Here is a 24,775-nt window from a genome sequence, read left to right on the forward strand (position 1 = left end):
CGGTTGGCACTTTGACAAACGAAAGAAGTTGGGTCTTAGGTATTAATAAAACTACTTGGTCGGTTACACATGCCTAAAACCCTACCACCGCTTACATGGTTCAGGTCCTTCGAGGCTGCGGCTCGAAGGCTAAGTTCAACCGCGGCGGCAGATGAAATCGGATTGACCCAATCTGCGGTGAGCCAGCAAATCAGATCGCTGGAGTCGCGGCTTGGTGTCGTGCTGTTTCATCGGCATCCGCGCGGCCTTTCCCTGACGGATGAAGGGCGAAAACTGTTGCCGCAAGTAGAAGCCGCGTTACAAATGTTGCAATCTGCGGCGTCTCCGTACTTGGCAGAAGAACGCGCCAGGCACGTCACAGTTGCTGCATCGATCAGTATCATCGAATGGTTGATTTCCCCGGCCCTGCCCCAGTTCCGGGACCAAAATCCAGATACGTCCGTTCGCTTTGTCAGCACAATCTGGCCCGATGAATACTCGGCCCTACGTGCCGATGTTGAAATCCGGTTCGGGTCGGCAAAACAGGTCGGGCGGGATGCCAAGCCATTAAAACCAAATGACCTGATCGCGGTAAAGGCACCTGGCTTGGCCGGCGAGTTCCAGAACTTGCCCCTGATCGAAGCCGTGGGGACGTCGGACAATTGGTCCACCTGGGCAGAAGTTACCGGCCACACCATCCATACACCGGCATACTACGTCGATTCCTATGGGCTGGCCTTGCAATTGGCTGCCTCTGGGAATGGCGTGGCTCTGGTGAATTCGCTTATTGCTGAACATGCCCTGCGAACCGGACAGGTTGAGCGTGTTTATGATGCGACCGCTCTGGCGACCGAAGGGTACTTCCTAGCCATTCAACGCGCATCTCCCGAAGTCGACGCATTTGTATCGTGGTTTTCCCAATTGGTTCCTGGTGCTGCGAAAGAAAGGGTCTGATTCAGACATGCCGATGTCGCATCTGAGGATATCACTGTACGGAAAAATAGTGAATTCTGGAAAAAAAGGTCCGATTCATGCGATATTCCGGCTTTCGAGTCATCAAAGAGGCGCTTACCGGCCACAAAGGGTGGAAACCGGTCTGGCGCGACCCTGAACCCAAAGACCATTACGACATCATCGTTATTGGTGGCGGCGGTCATGGGCTGGCGACGGCGCATTATCTGTCCAAGGTTTACGGTCAGCGAAACGTTGCGGTTGTCGAGAAAGGTTGGATCGGCGGCGGCAATGTCGGGCGGAACACGACGATCGTTCGCTCGAACTATATGCTCGACGGGAACGAGCCGTTTTACGAGTTCTCGATGAAATTGTGGGAAGGGCTTGAACAAGACCTGAACTACAACGCGATGATGAGCCAGCGCGGCATCATCAACCTGTTCCACACGGACGGTCAACGCGATGCTTATATCCGGCGCGGCAACGCCATGATCTTGAACGGCGCAGACGCCGAACTGCTGGATGCCGATCAGGTGCGCAAGGAACACCCTTATCTGAATTTCGACGACGCAAGGTTTCCAATCAAAGGTGGATTGGTGCAGCGACGCGGGGGAACGGCGCGCCATGACGCGGTCGCGTGGGGATTTGCCCGCTCTGCCGACAGCCACGGCGTGGACATCATCCAGAATTGCGAGGTCACAGGCCTTCGGATCGAAAACGGTAAGTGCCTGGGCATTGAAACGTCAAAAGGCTTTATCGGAGCGAACAAAGTCGGATGCGCTGTTGCCGGAAACTCGGGCCGCGTGATGGGCATGGCGGGAATGCGTCTGCCGATCGAAAGTCATGTATTGCAGGCCTTCGTGTCCGAGGGTCTGAAGCCTGTGTTGCCCAGCGTTATCACCTATGGGGCCGGACATTTCTATGTCAGCCAGTCCGACAAAGGCGGGTTGGTCTTTGGCGGTGATATCGACGGCTATAACACCTACGCCCAACGTGGAAATCTGCCTGTGGTCGAGGATGTCTGCGAAGGCGGCGTCTCGTTGATGCCAATGATCGGCCGCGCCCGTCTGCTGCGCATGTGGGGTGGTGTTATGGACATGTCGATGGATGGTTCGCCCATCATCGACCGCACACCGGTTGAGGGGCTCTATTTCAACGGCGGCTGGTGTTATGGCGGGTTCAAGGCAACCCCCGCATCGGGCCATTGCTTTGCGCATCTGCTGGCGAAGGACGAACCGCACCCAACGGCCACGGCCTATCGACTGGACCGGTTCCGCACGGGGCGGATGATCGACGAAAAAGGCGTGGGCAACCAGCCCAACCTGCACTGAGGGGAGCAGCAGAATGATTATCAATCACCCCCTTCTGGGCCCGCGCGACGCATCAGAGTTCACCTATCTGGGTGACGCATCTTTGATTAACCGCCCGGATTGGCAGGCCGATAACGCGGCCGAAGCGTTCTATGAGTACGGCTATGTGCGCGACAACCCCGCCGGCAAGCATCAGGAGTTGTGGTTTCACGAGGTTGGCGACCGTTCCTGGCTGGTCGTGACCCGTGACACCACCACGCATGAGATTTCCAAGGTAGAACTGGCCCGCGACGTGGCCCGCGCGCGGGGAAGATCCAAATGACCAAGAACAACAGGCTGAGCGGTGGCCAGATCGACCGCAACACCACAGTGAACTTCCGGTTCGACAACCGCAGCTATACCGCTCATCCAGGCGATACTCTGGCCTCGGCCCTTTTGGCCAATGACGTGCGGCTTATCGGGCGCTCTTTCAAATACCATCGCCCGCGCGGCTTGCTGACTGCCGGATCCGAGGAACCAAACGGTATTGTCGAACTGCGTGCAGGCAACCGACAGGAACCCAATACGCGCGCCACCACGATCGAGATGTTTGACGGGCTTGAGGCACAATCGCAGAATCGTTGGCCAAGCCTGAAATTCGACGCCTTGGGCGTGAACGATCTGTTTTCGAACTTCTTGTCCGCCGGGTTCTACTACAAGACATTCATGTGGCCGGCAGCTTTTTGGGAAAAAGTCTATGAGCCGATCATTCGCCGCGCCGCTGGCCTTGGATCACTCTCAATGGAGGCCGACCCCGACGAATATGACAAGGGGTTCCGCCATTGCGATCTGCTGATCATTGGTGCGGGCCCATCAGGCTTGATGGCGGCCCTGACCGCGGGGCGCGCGGGTGCGGACGTTATCCTGGCAGATGAAGACTTTCGGTTCGGCGGACGTCTGAACAGCGAGACATTCTCGGTCGACGACCAAAGCGCCAGCGACTGGGCCGCGCAGGCTGTCGCGGAACTGTCGAGTATGCCCAATGTCCGCTTGATGACCAGAACAACCGTCATCGGCGCGTTCGATCATGGCATCTACGGTGCTGTTGAACGGACCGGGGATCACGTGGCCACCCTGCCCGCCGGTAAGCCGCGCCAGATCCTGTGGCGTATCTACACCAAGAAGGCTTTGCTGTGTGCTGGCGCGACCGAGCGGCCGATTGCGTTCGAAAACAACGACCGCCCCGGCATAATGATGGCCAGCGCCTTGCGGACTTACGCCAACCGGTTTGCGGTGACGGCCTCACAGCGTGTGGCGATCTTCACCAACAATGACGATGGTCATCGCACCGCCGCCGACTTGCATGCCAAGGGCGTTCACATTTGCGCCGTTGTCGATGTGCGTGAAGATGCTCCGGTCAACTATGACTACGAAGTCTTGCGCGGCGCACAAGTTGTTAACACCAAGGGGCGCCTTGGACTGACCTTTGTCGAAGTTGCCCTGCCCGACGGCTCGACCCGCACGCTGGAATGCGGCGCGCTGGGCGTTTCGGGTGGATGGAACCCGAATGTGCACCTGACCTGCCATCAGCGCGGGCGTCCGGTCTGGAACGACGATCTGGCCGCCTTTGTGCCCGGTTCAAATCTGCCCGTCGGATTGACTGTCGCGGGTGCAGCGAACGGGGTGATGTCTACGCAAGGTGCATTGCAATCAGGGATGGATGGCGCTGTCGAAGCGATGGAACTGTCCGGCAAACTGCCCGACCTGCCCGAAGCCGAAGATGCCCCGGTTTCGCAAAAACCTTTCTGGTACGTCGAAGGATGCAAACGTGCGTGGCTCGATCAGCAAAACGACGTGACCGTCAAAGACGTCAAGCTCAGCTATCAAGAGGGGTTCCGCTCGGTAGAGCACCTCAAGCGTTATACCACACTGGGCATGGCGACCGATCAGGGCAAGACCTCGAATATCAACGCCTTGGCGATCATGGCCGAAGTCGCCGGAAAGTCGATCCCCGAAACGGGCACGACAATTTTCCGCCCACCCTACACACCGGTTCCCATCAGCACCTTCGCCGGCCGGATGAAGGGGCAAGAGTTTCACCCCACCCGCCTGACACCTTCACACTACTGGGCCAAGGAACGGGGCGCTGTGTTTGTTGAGGTCGGCAACTGGCTGCGCGCGCAGTGGTTCCCCCTGCCCGGCGAAACTCATTGGCGTGAATCGGTGGATCGCGAAGTCCGCCAAACCCGCGCGTCGGTTGGTGTTTGCGACTGTACGACACTGGGCAAGATAGACGTGCAGGGCACGGACGCAGCTACATTTCTGAACCGCGTCTACGCCAACGGTTTCGCCAAGCTGGCTGTCGGTAAGACCCGTTACGGTTTGATGCTGCGTGAAGACGGCATGGCTATGGATGACGGCACGGCCGCACGTCTGGCCGAGGATCATTTTGTTGTCACAACCACCACTGCGAATGCCGTAAGTGTCTATCGCCACATGGAATTTGTGCGCCAATGCCTGTTCCCCGACATGGACGTGCAGTTGATCTCAACCACCGAATCCTGGGCGCAGTATGCGGTTGCCGGTCCAAACTCGCGTAAACTGCTGCAAAAGATTGTCGATCCGGAATTCGAAATCTCGAACGAGGCATTCCCGTTCATGGGCTGTGGCAATATCACAGTCTGCGGCGGGCTTCGCGCTCGGCTGTTCCGAATCTCGTTCTCGGGCGAGCTGGCGTTCGAAATCGCTGTGCCGTCGCGCTATGGCGATGCCCTGATGCGACGTTTGATGACCGAAGGCGAAGAGTTCGGCGTTGTCCCCTATGGCACAGAGGCGTTGGGCGTCATGCGGATCGAAAAGGGTCACGCGGCGGGTAACGAGCTGAACGGAACCACAACGGCATTGAACCTTGGAATGGGTAAGATGGTGTCAAAAAAGAAAGACAGCATCGGCTCGATCCTATCTGAGCGTGAGGCTTTGGTTGAACCCGACGTCCTGCGTATGGTCGGGATCAAGCCAGTATCATCCGAAGAGAAAATCACCGCAGGAGGCCATCTGATGAATAGCACCGGACCGGTGGATGCCGCCCACGATCAGGGCTATGTCACTTCGGCTGCGTATTCGCCCATATTGAGCAGCAGTATCGGGCTGGGCTTTTTGAAGGACGGCGCAAACCGAATGGGCGAAAAAATGCGCCTTGTATCCCCGTTGACCGATCTGACCGTCGAGGTCGAAATTGTGTCGGCCCATTTCGTTGACCCCGAAGGAGATCGTCTGCGTGCATGATCTAGTTGCAATAACCGCATTGGGCGGGGTTGAGCCGCGTGTTGACACAATAGGCGGGGTTACGTGTACGGAAGTTCCCGGCGTCGCGCTGGCATCAGTCGCCGCGCGTATCGGACAGGAAACCAAGGCCACTAAAGCATTGGCCAAATTGATCGGCGTACCTGCACCCAGTATCGGTCAACATGCCGGGGATCCAGTTACAGCCTTTTGGGCAGGCCCTGATCAATGGATGATCGAAGCACCTTTCGATACGCACGAGGACCTCGCTGATCAGGTAAAACCCGCTGTGGGCGATGCCGCGTCAGTAACGGAACAAACAGACGGGTGGACGCGGTTTGATCTGAGCGGCGATCAAATCCCGGCTGTGCTGGAGCTGTTGTGCACGCTCGACTTACGCAAGATCGAAACGGGCAGCGTCGGCAGATGCTCAATCCATCACATCGGTTGCTTTGTTCTATGCCGGTCGCCTGATGCATACAGCATCTATGGCCCTCGTTCGTCCGCCGGATCTCTGCATCATGCTATCGTCGCGGCCATGCGGTCGGCGCTGTAAGGCGGTCCTCAGACCGATGGCAAAGGCGCATTTCCTTCGACACGAAAACGGTTAATTCGGCGTCGGTCTTCGCTGGGGCTAAGCCCAAAGGCAGAACGGTAATGCGTCACCAGCGGCGCCACTGAACCATACCCGATCGCAGCCGCGATATCTGCGATCGGGTCTTTGGTATAAACCACCATCTGCCGTGCCGCCTTCATGCGCATTGCGCGATAGTAATGGCTGGGGCTTTGGCCCGTCGCCTGTTTGAAAGCACGTTCCACCTGGCGCGGCGTGACCCCGATTTGTTGTGCTGCCTCCGCGATGGAAATTGGTTCGCTCATATGACCCGCGAACAGGTCAACGCAGCGAGATACCAGAGGCGGAAGACTGTCGCCGGTAACCGGCGCGGTCGCCGTGGGAACCTGTTGACGCACCCCTGCCCCGCGCATCATCGGGTGTTGGAACCAACAAGCGACCTCGTGTGCGACGTCCCCTCCCAGCCGGTCCTCTATCAGATGCAAAGCCAGATCGAACCCGGCCGCGGCGCCGGCTGCGGTGTAGCGTGTGGCTGTTTTCACAATCACCTCGCTACGAGAGTTGATCTCTGGGAATTCAGCAAGAAATGCGGCCTCATAACACCAGTGAACCGAAACAGGCTGCCCCCCCATCACCCCAGACCGGACCAAGGGAAAAACGCCGCCGCTGATCCCGCCCAGAATCGTGCCATGTCGCCCCAGACTACGCAGGGCTCCGTTAGCCACAGTTGGGCTATCAAAACCCGAGGTTGGGCTGCTGAGCAGGAACAGAATGTCGATAGCCTTGCAGTCAGCCAAGGACCGCTCGGCTTCGAACCGGACACCGGCGCTGGATTGCACCTTCTGACGATGTTCTGAGACCAACGACCAGCAGAAAGCCTCTTGCCCGGCAATTTCGTTGGCCGCCCGCAATGGTTCGATCACCGAGGTCAGGCAGGCCATTGGAAAGCCGTCAAACAGCAAAAAGCCGATTTCGATTCTATCTTTCTTGCGCATACGGCTTTCCTAGCAGGAAATCCTCATCAGCCCCATGCGAAGTTCACGCCCAGCGGATCAACCCTATAATCGCCGAAGCCGCATAAAACCCCTGCAACAACAGGAACGTCCAGCGGCGGTCAACCACCGCCCAGGCTGCGAACAGGCCCGAGGACAGCAACAACAGGCTAAAGCCCAACAGCTCAGCCCCCGTATTTGAAGCGATCAGCAGGGCATAGGCCATGGCCAGCACCGATCCGGAGATTTCGAATACAGTCGTCAAACCGCGCCTGTTAGGTGTATTGATTTGATCCGTCATGCCTCAAGCCTTTCGCACAGGAAGTCGTCCAACAAAGTGAAAACCGCTTAATCGGTTTTGGCATCGATGGATGCCCGCAATTATCCGGGGCGGGTATTTGGTCAGCACCCAACGCATTGATCGCTGGTTCGTCTTCCCCATGCGCTCCGTTGGCAGTCCGTGGCTTTTTTGATCAGCGAGGTGTTCAAGACGAGACATGTCATGAGGGCGTTCCTGAGTTTTGACTTTTCCAACCCCTAGCGCAACGCTAGTACGTGACACAAATGAATGATATTGATCCATCAATCTAATATTGTCATGGTATTTTTATGACTGAACGATTGGAAATTGACGCCCTTCGCGCCCTTCTGGCGATTGCGTCCCATGGCGGCGTAACCCGTGCGGCTGAACACCTAGCGCTGTCGCAATCGGCCGTCAGCCACAAGATTAGGCGGTTGGAGCAAACCCTGGGCTGTGATCTTCTTGCGCGGCAGACTGGTGGGCCAATGTTCACCGATTCAGGTTCGCGCCTGTGCGAATACGCCCGCAGAATATGCGCTCTGCACGATGAAGCTCTGTCTAGCCTGGTCAAGAGACCTTTGGCTGGTGCGATCCGGCTGGGCATGACCGAGGATACGGCAACCAGCGACATCGCTCGCATATTGGGACGCTTCACGCGGTTGTATCCAGAGGTCCAGGTTCGCACACGGACCAGCCAAAGTCTGAACGTGCAGGAATGGCTGAAAGCAGGAGAGCTTGATGTAGCCGTCATGCAAGTTTTCCAACACGATGCGCAGCCCGATGACCTTGTCCTGTTCAAGGACACTTTGCATTGGGTAAAGTCGCCGGATTTCCGACTGGATGCGGCAGCACCCGTCCCATTCATATCCTTCGACACCCAATGCTTTTATCGCCAGTGGGGATTTGCAGACGGGCAATCACAAGGGCAACATCTCGACAACGTTTTGGAATGCCCCAGTGCTGCCGGCATTCAATCTGCTGTTCGGTCCGGTTTGGGCGTTGCCTTACTGAACGGAATGCATGTCACTCCGGACATGGAAGTAATCAACGGCGTTTTCCCGGATCCACCAGCCATTGCATACGTTGCACGCTTACACGTCAAACGACGCAACCCTGCTGCGATGGCGCTGATACAAGAGATCAGCCGCGAGGTTGGAAACGCCAAACATCTGAAAGCTGTTAGTTAGCTATCTGGTTCGGAAGGATCTGAAACCCTTCGGATTAGGCCTGATCAGTTGCGCGATCCCGTTTCTGTAACGCGCGAATACGCATTCGCTGGGCCGCGTGAATATGAGCGCGCATCGCCAACTCGGTCGCATTCCCATCGCGGGTTTGTAAGGCATCCATTACACGGCGATGCTCGCCGACGGCCTCATCTGCGCTGGTAAAACAAAGGGACTGAGAGTGTCACGTATAAGCAGGGTTGGATGAATGTCGCCTAGAGGGATTGTGGCGGAGAGACAGGGATTCGAACCCTGGAGACGGTTTCCCGCCTACACACTTTCCAGGCGTGCGCCTTCGACCACTCGGCCACCTCTCCGTGCCGGCGATATTTGGACTATCACCGGGGGATTTGCAAGGCCCGATTGAGGTGAAATTTCACTCGAAATCGAAAGCCCTGCAAAGGCGGTTAAATCTCGTCCCCGTCACCATCAGCCAAATCAGTCTCAGTCATCTCGACAGGCGCTGAGGATGGCTTTACCGCCGGTGTTTCGTCGGTTTCCTTGGCGGGTTGGGTTACGCTGCCCTGCAACGTCTCGGGATTGCGCAACCAGACGTCTCGTTGTGCAAACGGGATCTCGATCCCTTCAGCGACAAAGCGTTTGTTGATCTCATGGTTCATGTCGGATTTGACCGACAGCACCCAGTTCACATCTCGCAGGATGGCGCGGATTTCAAAGTCCAGAGAATCTGCACCAAACCCCTGGAACACCACGCTGGGGGCTGGATTGGCCAGAACCATCGGATGCGCATTCGCAATCTCACCCAGGATTTTTTCCACCAAACGGGTATCCGTTCCGTAGGCGACCCCGACCGGAACAATTACCCGCCCAATCGTATTGCCGCGGGTATAGTTCGTGACAACGCCGCTGATCAGATCAGAGTTTGGAACAATTACATCCGTGCGGTCGAACGTTTCAATCCGCGTTGAGCGAACCGAGATATCGCGGACGTAGCCCATCATCCCATTCACGTCGATCCAATCCCCTTTCGAGATTGGACGCTCGACCAGCAGGATAATGCCCGACACAAAATTCGACACGATGGTCTGCAGACCAAAGCCGATGCCGACCGACAAAGCACCTGCAACAATGGCCAGAGATGAAAGGTTGAACCCGGCAATCGTAATCGCGACAAGTGCGGCCAGAAAAACACCAACGTATCCGGTGCCGGACACAATCGCGTTTTGCCCGCCCGGATCAATGCTGGTCTTTGGCAACAAAGAATTGCGCAGCCCGCTTTGCAGCATCCGCGTCAGGCCATAGCCGATGGCAAATATGACGAGGAACGTAAAGAAGTTGCTGGGCGAGATGGTTACCCCGCCAATGTCAAACCCTTGCAGCAGGCGCGACCAGACTTCCTGCAGGTCGGTTTGACGCGCACCCCAATACAGCGCGAGCACGGGCATAGCCAGAATGGCCATTGCAAACCCGATGAGCACCGCAAACAAAGAGTCTTTGGCCTTGTCGCCCTGCCCGCTGACCCATCCGTAAACAGAAGTTAGGAACCGTTGGACGATAACAAGCGCCGCAATAAGAACCAGCGAACGAACGGCCGGGAAAACGATTGCCTCGGCTGCATTCGTATACCCCAGAATTGCCAGTATCGGGCTGGCGATACCGAGGAAGAACAAGGCACGACGAATGAACTCGACCAGTTGGCTGAACCCGGCAGCACGTGCCGTTGCGGATGGCTCATCTGCATCCACAGGTACGTCGACACTTCGGACGCGACGAACGCGCAGCAGAACCAAAGCTGTAGCGACAATAATCGGAAACGCGACGACAGCGCGCGTCGCATCCGAGATGTTTTCAATCTGATCGAACAGGTTCACCAGTTCGTGCAGGATCATGAGCCCCGCAAGAAGGTCCAGGTAGACGCGCAGTTCGGTGACTTTCTGGCGGGATAGCTTTTTGAAACCTTGCGCCGCCTGCAGCACGTAAACCTGTCGGCCAATCCAGTCATAAAATAGGATGATCGCAGCCCAATACGGCACGTTTTCCATCAACAACGTCCCGCGTAGCCCCAGAACGCCGGTCAATACAACCGCCTCAACCAGAAGCCAGACACCAAGCCAAGGCAGGATAATTCGCAGCAGCGATATCAGAAACGTCCATACGCCACTTCCCTGCCCACCCAAGGCCCGCAGCCGTTCACCGGCGGTTTCGGACCAACGTTTGCCGTACAGCAACAGAACGCCAGCGACGAAAACCAAAGCCAGAATACCCAGCCCACGTGACCGCAATCGTTCATGCACCACGTCAGTTTTCAGGTTCCGCCGCGCTTCGTTAAACAACGCTTGCGCGGCTTCATTCACATCAACCCAAGCCGGTCGCCAGCTGGTGGGGTTCAGCGGCGACGGCCCGCGCTCCAAAAGCTCTTTCGTCTGACGGTCCCGCAATAACTTATCTATCTCGGAAATCAGACCATTGGCCCGGCTAAATGCCTCTTCCGAGATGATCTGCGGGACGCGCAAACTGTTCAGTTGCTCGTTTAGGTGTTTTCGGAGTGTCGCAATGTCCTCTGGTTCGGTCGCGTCGCCTTCGGGCGCAGCACCAAGAGCTTTGATCTGGTTTTCAAGCGTCTGGATACGTTCGGTGTTTGCGCCGCGTGCCTGATTGAAATCGTCGCGGTAATCGTTGATCTCCGCGCGCAGGTTTTCGAGCGAAGCATTCGACGCGCGATTGTCCTCGATCACTGTCTCGGCCCGGTCCGCGGTTTTAACCCAGCCCTGATAGTACTCGCTTTGACGATCAGTAAGCTGCGCCGCGACGGGGCCGCACAGCATCGCAAAATATACCGCCACAAGGCTCAGGAACAGGCGAACCTGCCGAAACATCACACGTCCTCAAACACGCCGGGGATACTGCGCGGAGCTTCAGTCATCCAATCGGGCACCGGCAATTCCTTTTCACGCAGGAAGTCCGGGTTGAACAGCTTGGACTGGTAGCGCGTGCCATAGTCGCACAGTATTGTCACGATAGTGTGGCCAGGCCCCAGATCCTTGGCTAGGCGCACCGCGCCCGCCATGTTGATGGCCGTCGATCCACCCATGACAAGGCCTTCTTCACGCAGCAGATCAAAGATGTAGGGCAGCGCTTCGTTATCAGTCATCTGATAGGCGAAGTCAGGTTTGAAACCTTCAAGGTTCTTGGTGATGCGCACCTGCCCGATACCTTCCGCGATCGAGCCGCCCTCCATCGCGATTTCGCCGGTGGTGTAATACGAAAACAGCCCTGCTCCCATCGGATCGACGAGGCCGATCTTGACGCCCTTAGGCTGCAAAGCCTCGGCTACGCCCGCAAGTGTGCCACCAGAGCCCACAGCACAGACGAAACCGTCCACCTTGCCGTCCGTCTGCTCCCAGATTTCAGGGCCGGTTGTTTCCACATGCGCTTGGCGGTTCGCGACATTGTCGAACTGGTTGGCCCAGATCGCACCATTCGGTTCGGTCTTTGCCAGTTCCTCGGCCAAACGGCGCGAATAGTGTACAAAGTTGTTAGGGTTGCGATACGGCGCGGCCGGAACCTGCACCAGTTGCGCACCTGCTAGCCGCAGCATATCTTTTTTCTCTTCGGACTGCGTCTCGGGGATGACAATGACAGTCTTGAATCCCATCGACGCGCCAACAAGCGCCAGACCGATGCCTGTGTTGCCTGCTGTACCTTCGACAATGGTGCCGCCCGGTTTCAAGTCGCCGCGCGCTATAGCATCGCGAATGATGTACAGAGCCGCACGATCCTTTACCGACTGACCCGGGTTCATGAATTCGGCCTTGCCGAGGATCTCGCACCCGGTCTCTTCGCTGATGCGACGCAGACGGATTAGCGGGGTTTTTCCGACTGCGTCGGCAAGGTCTCGTGCAATGCGCATGGCGCCCTCATTTCATTTCGGATCAACGCAGATTTACCTGTGGTGCGCGATGACCACAAGCGGCGAAAGTCATCCGCGCAGACGCGCGCGATGACGTGCAAGCCAATGGGCCAGCGCCAACAGCGGCAAATCCTTGAACCCGTGGCTGTCGACCCTGTCCATGAAGTCCGTGTAGGATAAAATCCGGGTTCGAATATCCTCGCCTTCAGTGGCCAGCCCGCCGTTTTCAATGGTCTTTGTAAGATCAGCCAGCCCAACGTAAAGATACACATACTCGGTCGAAGACCCGCTGGAGGAGTAAGCACCACCTGCGTATTCCAGTTGGCTCAAAGCAACCTGGGCTTCTTCTTCGGCCTCGCGCAGCGCGGCCTGTTCCGGCATTTCGCCCGGGTCGACCATTCCCGCAACGGGCTCCCACATCCACGGTTCAGGATCTTCAGTCAAAAAAACCGGCGCTCTGAATTGTTCGACCAACAACACCGTGTCCCGCACCGGATCATATGGCAGAACGATCACGGCACTGCCCTGCATCAGGCTGCTACGGTTAAGTACAGCCCCCATCGAGCCATCGTACTGGCGATGTTGCAACGCGATTTCTTCAATCGCGAAATAGTTGACATAGGCAGGATTGCGGTCGTGTACGATGACGTCATTGGCGATCTCTCGCTTGTCACCTGTTGCGCGTTGCTGAGCCGCCAGCTTTCCCCAAGCGCGGGTTCGGATCGACGGGAAGCTGCGTGAAATCTGATCTGCATCGACCTTGCCGTAATATCCCACGACCTCTTGCGCAGCGAGCATCGTCAATGCTCCCCACTCATCCAACCAATCATGCAACGACCAAAGGTGGGCGCGGGTCCAGAGCCCTGGTTCCGGATAGAACACAAGGGCCTGCGCCTTTGTTCCATCGTCCAGATCTACTGTCTGCGCCTTCAGATCGTAGTCAAACCCACCTTCGTAGAAGGTCAACCGGTTTTGATCCTCCTGGGTCAACCCTCGGACCAATAGTCCTTTGGCAACACTGGCATCCTCATGCACAATCATGGGAAACACCTGATCCTGTACGCTATAGACTGCGTGGTCTTTTAGCGTCGCCTGAGCAAATTCAAGTTCAGACGCTGGACGCCCCAGGACAAGCTCCAGCAATGGCATATGCCGCAGCGTGCCATAGAAGAACAGATCGGACACTGTTGGCTGCTTTCGTATTTGTTGTTGTTAGATCAACGCCACCGGCGGGCTGCTTCTTCGGTGGCCAGCCCAGTTAAAATGGCTCCAATAATCAATGTCCACAAGATTTCAGGCGCTATCAGTTGCTGACCATATTCAACGCCGATCTTGAAGATGGAGATCAGCGCCTCGAACGGCCCGTCATACCGATGGCGCATTGCCAGACGAAGCATTTCGTTGACGCCCTGAACAAACAGGCCCCAAAAAACCAGCGCCGCCATCCCGGTCAACCCGTTGTTAATTGCGGAAGTCCAACCCCGACCAGCACGCTTGCCCATGATCCACCATCCGCAGACCACGCCCAAGCCCATGTTCACGTAGGTAAAGCTGCCGTAGTTCTTACCCTCTTCACCGTTTGCGATGATCATGCCAGAAACCAAGAACGCCACGATCAAAAGGCAAAAGCCAGCAATAAGCTTGGGGGCAGTGGGCATTTCTGAAGTCCGTTCCTTAACTCGGTTTCGCTATAGTGATCTGTGTCACATCGCAATTGCCGGTGTCAAAGGCTGCTCCGCAGGCGGTCAAATAATAATTCCACATGCGGCGAAAACGCTCATCAAAGCCCATTTCCGAGATTTCGTCCCACTTATCGTTGAACGTGTCGTACCAGCGGCGCAGGGTCAGGTCATAGCTTTTGCCGAATTCTTTCGATTTGACGACCTTTAACCCCGACTGAGCAACCTGCTCTTTCAAAACCGATGGTGCGGGAAGCATTCCGCCCGGGAAAATGTATTTCTGAATGAAATCAATACCATTACGATACACATCCCATCTGTGGTCCGCGACAGTGATGATCTGCAGCGTCGCTTGTGCCCCAGGCTTTAAGCGGTCGCGCACAGTATCAAAGTACACAGGCCAGTACTTTTGCCCCACCGCCTCGAACATCTCAATCGAGGCAATGCCGTCATACTGACCGCGCTCATCTCGATAATCTTGCAATTTGAATTCTACTAGATCAGAAAGACCAGCATTTTCAATTCTTTGGCGCGCAAACTTCAATTGCTCCTGGCTGATCGTCAGACCTGTGACCCGTAGGCCACGCTCTTTTGCAGCGTATTCAGCGAACCCACCCCAGCCACAGCCGATCTCAAGAATATGATCTCCGGGTTTTGCGCCCATTTCATCAATCAGGCTGGCATATTTCGCAGTTTGCGCTTTTTCCAGGCTTTCCTGCCCCGTTTCGAACAGAGCGCTGGAATAAGTCATCGTGTCATCAAGCCAAAGACCATAGAACTCATTGCCCAAATCATAATGGTACGAGATGTTCTTCTTGGCCTGAGTCCGGTTGTTCCGATGCAGCCAAAACCGCAGTCGTTCATACATTTGCACAAGGACTTTACCGGTGAAATCATCATAGACGGTTTCATCACCCACATGCACCAAATCCATGAAAGATCGCAGATCTGGTGTGCTCCAGTCACCTTCCAGATATGAATCGGAAAAACCAAGTTCGCCTTCGCGAACCAGCCGGGCAAAAACGTCTGGATTATGGATATCCACACGCGCAACCGGCCCTGGTTTGGCGCCCTCGGTTCGGAAGACACGACCATCCGGCAGTGCAATGTCCAATCGGCCGGACTGCATCCGGCTAACCATTTTGAATACTTGCGCAAAGTATCTGGGCAGGTCTTTCTGCCCGTCTGTGGTCGTTAAAGTCATCCGCTCTCCTCTGTGCGGCCGCGCAAACAGGCTAGGCCGAGTTTGTGTTTGTGGCAAGTTTTCAATTCGTTACTGGTTTTTTCGGTCCTGATACGCCGCCAAGGCCCGCGCCCGACCAGCTGCCAAAGTGACTACGGGCTGAGGGTACGCATCCGTCGAGCCAAGGTTCCATGAAACCGGAACCGCATCAAAGTAAGCCAATGCTGTTGCCGGCGGATTGGTTTGTCCTTCGGCAATCCATTGTCGAACAAAGTTCGATTGCGGGTCGAATTTTTCCTGCTGTGTTTGCGGATTGAAGATACGAAAAAAGGGAGAAGCGTCTGGTCCGGAACCCGCAACCCATTGCCAACCCATCGCGTTTGCAGCCGGATCCCAGTCAATCAGGCAATCCGCGAACCAATCCATGCCAATTTTCCAATGAGTCATCAAATGCTTGGTCAGGTAACTTGCGACGATCATCCGGGCCCGATTGTGCATACGACCGGTCACATACATCTGTCGTAACCCGGCATCGACGCCCGGCACACCGGTTTTTGCTTGCTTCCAGGCTACCACTTCAGGCCTGTCGGCATCAGTGTTCCATGGAAAACTGTCCCACTCAGGCTTCCAATTACTACACAGCAGAGACGGCGTGTGATACATCAGGTGATATGCGAATTCGCGCCAGACCAATTGGCGCAAATAAGGTTCAACCCCTTGCTCACCGGTCATTCCGGCGCGCTGAACTGCGTGCCAGACACTGCGCGGACCAATTTCACCCAAGGAAAGATACTCGGACAGGTTAGATGTCCCCTCCAAGTCCATTCGATCCCGATGATCCGAGTAATCGGAAATGCGGTCCAGAAACTGGTGCAACGCCTCAAACGCGGCGGCTTCGCCAGGTCGGACAAAGGGCGCTACCACGGATTCTCCGCGCCGCATTTGTGAGCCCAGACGCCAATCCTCAAGAGCCTCGGAAACAGGCCATGTTTCAGGTGATCTTAGTTTAGCATACGGGGCGCTTGGTGCCGGTATGTCCCGGTTTCGCACCGATCGCCACATCGGAGTGAACACGCGGAATGGCTGGCCTGTTTTCGTGGCCACTGTCCAAGGTTCGAACAAAAGATGACCAGCGAAAGACTTAGCTGAAACATCTTGCTCGGTCAGCGCTGTCTTGATTTTTGTGTCCCGGGCAATCGCGTCAGGATCATAAGCCCGAGACCAAAAGAGACTGGTTGCTCCGGTTTCAACAACAAGCTCTTGCAGAACAGACAGCGCATCCCCTTGCCGCAGGATCAGACGGCTGCCAACCCGCTCAAGCGACCGCGAAAATGCCCGCAGGCCCAATCCAAGACGCCATTTGGGCGCTGCGCCCAGAGCCTGAACCGTGTGGTCCAATATGAAAAGAGGTATTACGGGACGCCCAGTCTCAACCGCCGCGCATAGCGCTGGGTGGTCCGACAGGCGCAAGTCTCGCCGGAACCATAGGATGATCGGTGTCTGCTCTTGTTCCATGTCCGCCCTGGCGTTTTCTTCGGTTACGAAGCCAGAGGGAAACTGGATCACAAAACGTCGTCAAGTGCATTCAAAAGCTGATCAATTTCCTGTTGAGAGGTATAGTGCGTGAAGCTGACCCGCAGAACGCCTTGATCCAGATCGACCCCCATCGCCGTCAACGGACGGACGGCATAGAAATCGCCGCCACCCGCCATGATGCCAAGTTCGGCCAGATCAGCGGCGACGGCTTCGGCGTTGCGATTCAGAGCCAGGGCCACGGTAGGTGCGCGACGATTGGCATCGGATGTCCCGATCAAGCGGACCGCGTTGCGATCTTTGACTGCGTCCAGAACCGGCTGCAGCAATGCGATCTCATGCGAGCGCATCAGATCATGGGCGAATGCGCCACGCTCGGCCGCGTCGCCGTTGGATCCGCTGTGGTGGTCACACAAAAGGTCAATATAATCCGCCATGCCCGCGCTGGCCGCAATCTGGGCGTGGTCCGGCCCTGCCGGGGTAAACCGTTGGTATAGAACACCGCCGTTGAAGTAGTGTCCCTGGTTCGGCAGCATTTCCCCCACCGTTCGCCGGATGACCATGCATCCCTGATGCGGCCCATACGTTTTATAGGCCGAAAACAGATAGATATCCGGTCCCAGATCACCAACATTCGGGAACCCGTGCGGGGCGTAAGAAACGCCGTCTACACAGACAAACGCTCCGGCCGCGTGGGCAATTGCGGTGATCTCGGTCACCGGGTTGATCTCTCCGATCACGTTCGAGCAGTGGGGGAAGCAAACCAGACGCACGTTTTCGTCCAGTAAGTTTTCCAGATTCATCGGATTCAAAGAGCCGGTTTCGGGATCAATCTGCCATTCGCGGACTTCAATTCCCTCGGCCTCTAGCCGCCGCCATGGGCCAGAGTTCGCCTCGTGATCCTGATTGGTGACGACGATGGCCTCCCCCGGTTTCATCCATTGACGAAATGCCTGCGCCAGAACGTACGTGTTCTGGGTGGTCGATGGGCCAAAGCTCAGTTCATCGGTCTCGACCCCCAGAATGGCGGCCATACGCACGCGGGCTTCGTCCATTTCCTCACCAGCCAGACGGCTCGCATCGTACGGCGCATAGGGTTGAACTTTGCGCTGCCTGTAGTACCGCGTCAGGCGATCGAGCACCGGCCTGCAAGTATATGACCCACCAGCGTTTTCGAAGAACGCCTGTCCCTCTAGGCTGGGTTCGGAAAAAGCCGGAAACTGTGACCGGACAAAATTGACATCCAGAGTGCTCATAGCACGTCTCTCCTTGATCATGCGCGTTCATCCAAGAGGTGCCCGAGCATGATTTCGGAACCCTCAGAAATCATGGCAGGTCTTCCAGCCCAGTCCACGCCGACAGGTGCAGACAGCCCCTGTGCTGATCGGGCGCAGGAACACGCGTAAATTGCAAGGAGTCCCGGGGTTCGTCAAGCGTGCAGCTTTTCAAAGCGTGCACACAAAAAAGCCGGGCATCCGAGCCCGGCTTTCGTTCAATCTGTAAAGCGGTTTAGCCCTGAACTTTGGTGTAGGTCCCCTCACCCGCCAAAATGCCACGGAACCCACCGGGTTCGTCCAGCCCGAAGACGATCAGCGGGAGATTGTTGTCCCGTGCGAGCGCAATGGCCGACGCGTCCATGACGCGCAGGCGCTTGGCAAGCACATCGTCGTAACTGACGGTGTCGTAACGTACGGCATCCGCGTGTTCTTTGGGGTCTTTGTCATACACACCGTCGACGCCGTTCTTGCCCATGAAAATCGCCTGGCATGCCATTTCGTTGGCGCGCAGGGTCGCGGCAGTATCTGTGGTGAAATACGGGTTGCCGGTACCGGCAGCAAAGATGCAAACACGTTTCTTTTCAAGGTGGCGCACAGCGCGGCGACGAATATAGGGTTCACAAACTTCGTCCATTCGAATGGCAGAGATAACCCGGGTGAATACCCCGACCTCTTCCAGTGCGGACTGCATCCCCAGCGCATTCATAACCGTTGCCAGCATGCCCATGTAGTCGGCCGTTGTCCGCTCCATCCCCTGCGCTGATCCGCTGAGACCGCGAAAGATGTTGCCCCCGCCGATCACCATGCAGATCTCGACCCCCAGATCGTGCACCGATTTGACCTCTTGCGCGATGCGCTGAACAGTTGGCGGATGCAGGCCAAAGCCCTGATCACCCATAAGCGCCTCGCCCGAGATTTTCAGCATTACGCGATCGTACTTAGTCTTTGGGGTTTCGGCGGTGTCGGTGGTTGGGGAAAGGCTCATGTTGCGCTCCGGGCTGGCACGGGTTTATTTTCCGGCGCAAAATGAAGCAAAAGCTCCGCAGGTTCAATGCGGTTGGTAAGGAATGAGGCAGTCTTAAATGACCGAACCCGCAAGATCACAGATTTTGGACCGCCTGCCCCATATTCCCGACGGAAGACCTGTGTTGATTGCAGGTCCTACGGCGTCAGGTAAGTCAGCTCTTGCCCTGTTGATAGCCGAGCGGTTCGGCGGTGTCATCGTGAACGCTGATGCCAGTCAGGTTTATGATTGCTGGCGCGTGATTTCAGCCCGCCCATCAGTCGAGGAAGAAACCCGCGCGCCGCATATGTTGTATGGCCATATCGCTTATGATCAGGACTATTCCACAGGCCACTGGCTGCGCGAGGTGAAGCCGCTGCTGAAGAGTGATGCGCGCCCTATTATTGTGGGCGGAACCGGGCTTTATTTTTCGGCGCTGACCGAAGGAATGGCTGATATTCCCCCAACGTCGCCTGAAATCCGGTCCGAAGCCGACAGTCTGGACCTGCCGACGCTGATCGCTGGCGTAGATGCGCGGACACTGTCCCGGATCGACATCCAGAACCGAGCACGCGTTCAGCGGGCATGGGAAGTGCAGAAAGCCACCACTCGCAGCCTTAGTGACTGGCAGGACGACACACCTCCCCCAGTTCTGGACGTCACGGACGCAGTACCCATTGTTTTTGACGTGGATAAACAATGGCTTTTGGACCGTATCACGCGTCGCTTTGATCTGATGCTGGAATCCGGTGCATTGGACGAGGTCGAAAGAATGCGCGACCTTTATGATCCGTCGCTTCCGGCATTCAAAGCCATCGGCGTACCCGAGTTGATGGCCCATATCGATGGTAGGATGACATTGGAAGAAGCCCGCGATCGGGCCACGATTTCGACCCGCCAATTCGCCAAACGACAGCGCACCTGGTTTCGCGCCCGCATGAAAAGTTGGAATCGGATCGATTTATCAGAGTGATACCTGCCGCGATTGAAGCCATGTTATTCGCGAACTCACTTGCAAGAAATTCGCGGCGAATCCGCTACCGCTAAACTGAACTTGCCGAAGGATTCTCTTGAGGCGGAAAAAGCTGAGAGCGATAAACTCTGTCCGTCAATGTCGTTTTTGTACCATGAATGACGATTTCGAACATTGACCTATCCCAAATTCTGGTGCCGAATGTCGGTTATGGGGATGTCCAGAATCCGAGATCAGAAAATCCTTGAACCTGCCATCCGGAGTATTCCGGCCTGAGCGGTTCGACACTTCATCCAAAAAAATACTGACTCACAGGGAGTAATATTAATGAAAAATCAGACAATGACCGGAGCACCGATGCACTGGGCCGCTGAGATGCATGCACAGGAATATCGGGACGGCAAACTGAACCGGCGCGAGTTTCTGACCCGCACTACCGGTCTTGGTGTCACTGCAGCCGCAGCCTACGGCATGATCGGCCTGACCGCGCCTGCACATGCGGCAGGCGAAGACGCCAAGAAAGAAGGTGGCACCCTGCGCGTTCAGCAGGAAGTGCGCGCGCTGAAAGACCCACGTACGTACGATTGGTCGCAGATCGCGAACGTCACTCGCGGCACGATGGAATATCTGGTCGAGTACAACTCGGACGGTACATTCCGCGGCATGTTGTTGGAGGGCTGGGAAGTCAACGACGACGCAACCGTATACACTCTGAAAGTCCGTCCGGGCGTCAAATGGAACAACGGCGACGACTTCACCGCAGATGATGTGGCCCGCAATATCGGCCGCTGGTGCGACAAGAGCTCGGAAACCAACTCGATGGCCGGTCGCTTTGCGACACTGATCGATCCGGAATCCGGTCAGGCGATCGACGGCGCGATCGAAGTTGTCGATGCCAACACCGTCAAACTGAATCTGCCAGCTTCTGACATCTCGCTGATTGCGGGCATGGCAGACTACCCGGCGGCGATTGTTCACAGCTCATTCAGCGAAACGGACCTTCTCAACAACGTTGGGACCGGGCCGTACCTGGTCCAGGACCTGGAGGTTGGCGTTAAAGCCACCCTCGTTCGCAACGAGAACCACACATGGTGGGGTGAAGAGGTGTTTGGTCGCCCGGCGTTGGACAGCATCGTCTACATTGACTACGGCACCGACCCGTCCGCATGGCTGGCGGCACTGGAGTCCGACGAAGTCGACATGCTGTATGAATCAGTTGGTGAATTCATCGACGTGATGGACAGCCTCGGGTACATCAAATCCGAAGTTGTGACCATGAACACCATTGTCATCCGTCCGAACCAGCTGGCCGAGATCGACGGCAAGAAGCCCTACGAAGACAAGCGTGTGCGTCAGGCTTTGCAGATGGCAGTTGATAACTCGATCTGTCTGGAACTGGGCTACGGCGGCCGCGGTTCTCCTGCGGAAAACCACCACGTTGGTCCGATCCACCCGGATTACTTTGAGCTACCCCCGCAGAAGGTCGACCCGGAAGGTGCACGCGCGCTGATGGAAGAAGCCGGAATGATCGATTTTGAGCACGAGCTGATCTCGATCGACGACGACTGGCGCCGGAACACCACCGACGCGGTCGCAGCGCAGCTGCGCGACGCTGGCATCAAAGTCAAACGGACAGTTCTGCCGGGCAACACGTTCTGGAACGACTGGGCGAAGTATCCCTACAGCTCGACCAACTGGAACCACCGTCCGCTGGGCGTTCAGATTTGGGCTCTGGCCTATCGAACCGGTGAAGCGTGGAACGAATTTGGCTGGTCCAATGCCGAGTTCGATGCCCTGCTGACAGAAGCATTGGCCATCGCGGATGCGGACAAGCGCCGTGAAGTAGTCGCCAAGGGCGAAGCGATGATCCAGGAAGAAGGCGTCACCATTCAGCCTTACTGGCGTTCGCTGTACCGGCACATGAAAGACGGCCTTGTCGGAACCGACATGCACGTCTCTTTCGAGCACCACCACTATAAGTGGGGTTGGGCGGCCTAAAACCTGCCAGACGTTAATGGGGGCGCCTGATCAGGGCGCCCCTTTCCAGCCGCAGACAGGCCGACACGGGGTCGGATGTCCGAGGCCAGACAATGGTCCAATGATCTGCGGAACACCCGAACAACAGGGGCCATCATGGGACTATTCATCCTCCGACGGTTCGGCGTCATGCTACTCACTGCATTGTGCCTGACTTTCGTGGTCTTTTTTCTGACCAACCTCTACCCGAACCTGGAAAAGCTTGCCAAAACGCAAGGTAACCAGCGGATGTCCGACGAACAGGTTGAGACCTGGCTGGACAATCGCGGTTATCTGCAACCCACTCTCGTCAAGTACGGTCAATGGCTGGGCGTTCTCCCTGGCTACACCAAGACGCTTGATGACGGCACGTTCCTAGGGACTTGTACCCGCCCGGGATCGACCGAGGAAACGACTCCCAGATATTGCGGCGTATTGCAGGGCGACTGGGGTTACTCCACCGTTTTCAAGGATGATGTTGGCAAAATCGTCGGCATACGTCTCGGCAATACCGGCTATCTGATGTTCTGGGTTCTGGTTCTGATGGTGCCATCTGCGCTGCTTGTGGGTGTGTTGGCCGGGATGCGTGAAGGATCAGCATTGGACCGGTCCCTGTCCACATTCTCGATCATTACCACGGCGACGCCGGAATATGTGTCGGGTGTGATCTTCATCGCGATCTTCACCTCGTCGACCGTCGGCCTGAAATGGTTCAAGGGCACGGCGACGTCAGCGATGGACAACCCAACCTTCGAGAACTTCTTCCTGCCGGTACTGACCATCTCACTATACGGGATGGGCTATATCGCCCGGATGACCCGCGCATCGATGACCGAGGTCATGACGGCGCAGTACATCCGAACCGCGCGGCTCAAAGGTGTTTCCTTTGGCAACATTGTTATGAAGCACGCGCTGCGCAACGCACTGATCGCGCCCTTTACCGTCATCATGCTGCAGTTCCCATGGCTGCTGAATGGCGTGGTGATTGTTGAGACCCTGTTCAACTACAAAGGTTTCGGTTGGGCACTGGTTCAGGCGGCGGGCAACAACGACATTCAGCTGTTGCTGGCGATTTCGGTCGTGTCGGTCTTTGTGGTGCTGGTGACGCAGCTGATCTCCGATATCGGCTATGTCTACCTCAACCCGCGCATCCGTATTTCGTAAGGGAGATAGATCATGGAACCTCTAAGCTGGACCGGCTCTATCGCCATTCTGAACCCTATCCTGATGATCGCGCTTGCCGCGTTGATCGTATCAATCGTCGTTTGGATTATCGGCAGCATTGTGCTGCCCGAATCCCCGATGAGCGTGAATATCGACGGCACCATAAGCGGCGGCAACGGGCTACGTGGGCTAACACAAAAGGCCCTGAGATACAGCTTTTCCGCCTGTGTCGCGCTTGCGCTGGCCTATATCGTGCTTGGTATCCTCATGGGAACCAGTGCCGGGATAATCGGAGCGATCTCGCAGCAGTTTCTGCCTGTGTGGTTATCGCTGATAATCCTGTTTGCAATGTCGATTGCCTTCAAACGCCGCCTCGGCCTTTACGGCAAACTGTTCGACAGCCCCATCGGCATGATCGGCTTTGGTCTTGTGATGTTCTGGGTCTTCACCGGGATCTTCGGTGCGCTGGATCTGATCATCACTCATGACCCGTTGGTTCAGGTCTCGGGCATGAAGAACAAAGTGCCGGGAACACCACTGCCAAGCCCCGAAGAAGGTGAGTATGCCTGGTACCTTCTGGGCGGCGACAACCTTGCCCGCGACGTCTTTAGCCGAATGGTCAAAGGTGCGTGGATCGTGGTTCAGATCGCTCCGCTTGCGACCATGTTTGCTTTCATGGTCGGGATCACCCTGGGCCTGCCAGCCGGGTACTATGGCGGACGTCTGGATACGTTCCTGTCGTTCCTGGCCAACCTGATCCTCGCCTTCCCTGTCATCCTGTTGTTCTACCTCTTGGTCACACCGGAAATCGTGGCAACAGGCGTGCCGAACTATATGGCCGCGGTTCTGTTCATATTCCCGATCCTGTTCATTGGCGTTCTTTTGAACTCGCGCTACTACACACGCCCGAATTTCCGGACACCGCTGCTGATCGGGGTTTTGGGTATCGCACTATGGCTCTATTTGTCGCTGATTTCGACCGGAGGCTATGTCATCAACACCGATGATTACAGCATCTGGGGTCTGCCAACCTATCTGGACCTGTTCGATATCCCAGGCGGGATTCTTGTGGTGTTCGTCTCGGTGGTCTTCGTGAACTCGCCCACGGTATTCCGCATCGTGCGTGGTCTGGCGCTGGACATCAAAACGCGGGATTACGTGGCGGCGGCACAGACCCGTGGCGAAGGTCCGTGGTACATCATGCTGTGGGAAATCCTGCCCAATGCACGTGGACCGCTGATCGTCGATTTCTGTCTGCGCATCGGCTATACGACCATCCTGTTGGGAACCTTGGGTTTCTTCGGCTTGGGCCTTCCACCGGAAAGCCCGGACTGGGGTTCAACGATCAACGAAGGGCGCAAGCTGTTGTCGATCTATCTGCACCCTGCCCTTCCACCTGCCTTTGCGCTGCTGTCGCTGGTTCTTGGTCTGAACCTGCTTGCGGATGGGCTGCGCGAAGAAAGCCTGAAGGACTGATGTGAGAGT

At 56.5% G+C, this 24,775-nt stretch carries 20 protein-coding genes, 1 tRNA gene and 1 pseudogene; 10 read left to right on the forward strand and 12 right to left on the reverse strand.

Annotated elements, in window-relative coordinates:
• Positions 1–69: 69 nt before the first annotated feature.
• From ACR0AK_RS08260 to ACR0AK_RS08280, 5 genes are all read left to right on the forward strand, one after another.
• A complete protein-coding gene (locus tag ACR0AK_RS08260; protein WP_480792968.1) occupies positions 70–933 on the forward strand; it encodes a LysR family transcriptional regulator in 864 nt (287 codons plus the stop codon).
• 77 nt (positions 934–1,010) lie between these two features.
• Positions 1,011–2,261 (forward strand): sarcosine oxidase subunit beta family protein, encoded by a 1,251-nt coding sequence (locus ACR0AK_RS08265; RefSeq protein ID WP_480792969.1) that lies wholly within the window; start codon positions 1,011–1,013, stop codon positions 2,259–2,261.
• 13 nt (positions 2,262–2,274) lie between these two features.
• A complete protein-coding gene (locus ACR0AK_RS08270; RefSeq protein WP_480792970.1) occupies positions 2,275–2,562 on the forward strand; it encodes a sarcosine oxidase subunit delta in 288 nt (95 codons plus the stop codon).
• A complete protein-coding gene (locus tag ACR0AK_RS08275) occupies positions 2,559–5,504 on the forward strand; it encodes a sarcosine oxidase subunit alpha family protein (protein WP_480792971.1) in 2,946 nt (981 codons plus the stop codon). The genes ACR0AK_RS08270 and ACR0AK_RS08275 overlap by 4 nt, the downstream gene beginning before the upstream one ends.
• On the forward strand, positions 5,497–6,057 hold the full coding sequence (locus tag ACR0AK_RS08280) for a sarcosine oxidase subunit gamma (RefSeq protein ID WP_480792972.1): 561 nt from the start codon (positions 5,497–5,499) through the stop codon (positions 6,055–6,057). Before ACR0AK_RS08275 ends, ACR0AK_RS08280 begins: the two co-directional genes overlap by 8 nt.
• An 8-nt stretch (positions 6,058–6,065) precedes the next feature.
• On the opposite strand, the gene ACR0AK_RS08285 is transcribed toward ACR0AK_RS08280, so the two are convergent.
• Together ACR0AK_RS08285 and ACR0AK_RS08290 are read right to left on the reverse strand one after the other, a co-directional pair.
• Positions 6,066–7,070 (reverse strand): GlxA family transcriptional regulator, encoded by a 1,005-nt coding sequence (locus ACR0AK_RS08285; protein WP_480792973.1) that lies wholly within the window; start codon positions 7,068–7,070, stop codon positions 6,066–6,068.
• 43 nt (positions 7,071–7,113) lie between these two features.
• Positions 7,114–7,368 (reverse strand): hypothetical protein, encoded by a 255-nt coding sequence (locus tag ACR0AK_RS08290; RefSeq protein ID WP_170557657.1) that lies wholly within the window; start codon positions 7,366–7,368, stop codon positions 7,114–7,116.
• 308 nt (positions 7,369–7,676) lie between these two features.
• On the opposite strand from ACR0AK_RS08290, the gene ACR0AK_RS08295 reads away from it, so the two are divergent.
• Positions 7,677–8,555, forward strand: a complete 879-nt coding sequence (locus ACR0AK_RS08295) for a LysR family transcriptional regulator (RefSeq protein WP_480792974.1) — start codon at positions 7,677–7,679, stop codon at positions 8,553–8,555.
• A 34-nt stretch (positions 8,556–8,589) separates the two neighbouring features.
• On the opposite strand, the pseudogene ACR0AK_RS08300 reads toward ACR0AK_RS08295, so the two are convergent.
• From ACR0AK_RS08300 to pyrH, 10 genes and pseudogenes are all read right to left on the reverse strand, one after another.
• Positions 8,590–8,736: pseudogene (locus ACR0AK_RS08300) on the reverse strand (GntR family transcriptional regulator); the annotation flags it as partial.
• 82 nt (positions 8,737–8,818) lie between these two features.
• Positions 8,819–8,908, reverse strand: a tRNA-Ser gene (locus ACR0AK_RS08305).
• A gap of 90 nt (positions 8,909–8,998) precedes the next feature.
• Complete coding sequence (locus tag ACR0AK_RS08310) at positions 8,999–11,428, reverse strand: DUF3772 domain-containing protein (protein ID WP_480792975.1); 2,430 nt, start codon at positions 11,426–11,428, stop codon at positions 8,999–9,001.
• Positions 11,428–12,462 (reverse strand): cysteine synthase A, encoded by a 1,035-nt coding sequence (locus ACR0AK_RS08315; RefSeq protein ID WP_480792976.1) that lies wholly within the window; start codon positions 12,460–12,462, stop codon positions 11,428–11,430. Before ACR0AK_RS08315 ends, ACR0AK_RS08310 begins: the two co-directional genes overlap by 1 nt.
• Before the next feature lie 69 nt (positions 12,463–12,531).
• On the reverse strand, positions 12,532–13,647 hold the full coding sequence (locus tag ACR0AK_RS08320; RefSeq protein ID WP_480792977.1) for an NUDIX domain-containing protein: 1,116 nt from the start codon (positions 13,645–13,647) through the stop codon (positions 12,532–12,534).
• A gap of 32 nt (positions 13,648–13,679) precedes the next feature.
• Positions 13,680–14,120 (reverse strand): TrgA family protein, encoded by a 441-nt coding sequence (locus tag ACR0AK_RS08325; RefSeq protein ID WP_170557669.1) that lies wholly within the window; start codon positions 14,118–14,120, stop codon positions 13,680–13,682.
• A 16-nt stretch (positions 14,121–14,136) separates the two neighbouring features.
• Positions 14,137–15,345: an SAM-dependent methyltransferase gene (locus tag ACR0AK_RS08330; protein WP_170557671.1), complete on the reverse strand. Its 1,209-nt coding sequence runs from the start codon at positions 15,343–15,345 to the stop codon at positions 14,137–14,139.
• Between the two features lie 69 nt (positions 15,346–15,414).
• Positions 15,415–16,839 (reverse strand): cryptochrome/photolyase family protein, encoded by a 1,425-nt coding sequence (locus ACR0AK_RS08335; protein WP_480793650.1) that lies wholly within the window; start codon positions 16,837–16,839, stop codon positions 15,415–15,417.
• Positions 16,840–16,886: 47 nt separating this feature from the next.
• Positions 16,887–18,113, reverse strand: coding sequence for an aminotransferase class V-fold PLP-dependent enzyme (locus ACR0AK_RS08340; protein ID WP_480792978.1), 1,227 nt, complete (start codon positions 18,111–18,113; stop codon positions 16,887–16,889).
• A 253-nt stretch (positions 18,114–18,366) separates the two neighbouring features.
• A complete protein-coding gene (gene pyrH / locus ACR0AK_RS08345) occupies positions 18,367–19,119 on the reverse strand; it encodes a UMP kinase (protein ID WP_170557675.1) in 753 nt (250 codons plus the stop codon).
• A gap of 97 nt (positions 19,120–19,216) precedes the next feature.
• Between pyrH and miaA the strand changes: the two genes are divergently transcribed.
• The 4 genes from miaA (at position 19,217) to ACR0AK_RS08365 (ending at position 24,766) form a co-directional block, all read left to right on the forward strand.
• The gene (miaA, locus tag ACR0AK_RS08350; RefSeq protein WP_480792979.1) at positions 19,217–20,110 is read left to right on the forward strand and encodes a tRNA (adenosine(37)-N6)-dimethylallyltransferase MiaA; all 894 of its coding nucleotides are present in this window, start codon (positions 19,217–19,219) and stop codon (positions 20,108–20,110) included.
• A 327-nt stretch (positions 20,111–20,437) separates the two neighbouring features.
• Positions 20,438–22,108 carry an ABC transporter substrate-binding protein gene (locus ACR0AK_RS08355; protein ID WP_170557679.1) on the forward strand — a complete coding sequence of 557 codons (1,671 nt, stop codon included), beginning with the start codon at positions 20,438–20,440 and terminating at the stop codon, positions 22,106–22,108.
• Positions 22,109–22,243: 135 nt separating this feature from the next.
• Positions 22,244–23,290 (forward strand): ABC transporter permease, encoded by a 1,047-nt coding sequence (locus ACR0AK_RS08360; RefSeq protein ID WP_480793651.1) that lies wholly within the window; start codon positions 22,244–22,246, stop codon positions 23,288–23,290.
• Between the two features lie 12 nt (positions 23,291–23,302).
• Positions 23,303–24,766, forward strand: a complete 1,464-nt coding sequence (locus ACR0AK_RS08365; protein ID WP_170557682.1) for an ABC transporter permease — start codon at positions 23,303–23,305, stop codon at positions 24,764–24,766.
• Positions 24,767–24,775 lie beyond the last annotated feature (9 nt).

The organism is Ruegeria sp. BI12 (assembly GCF_056537985.1).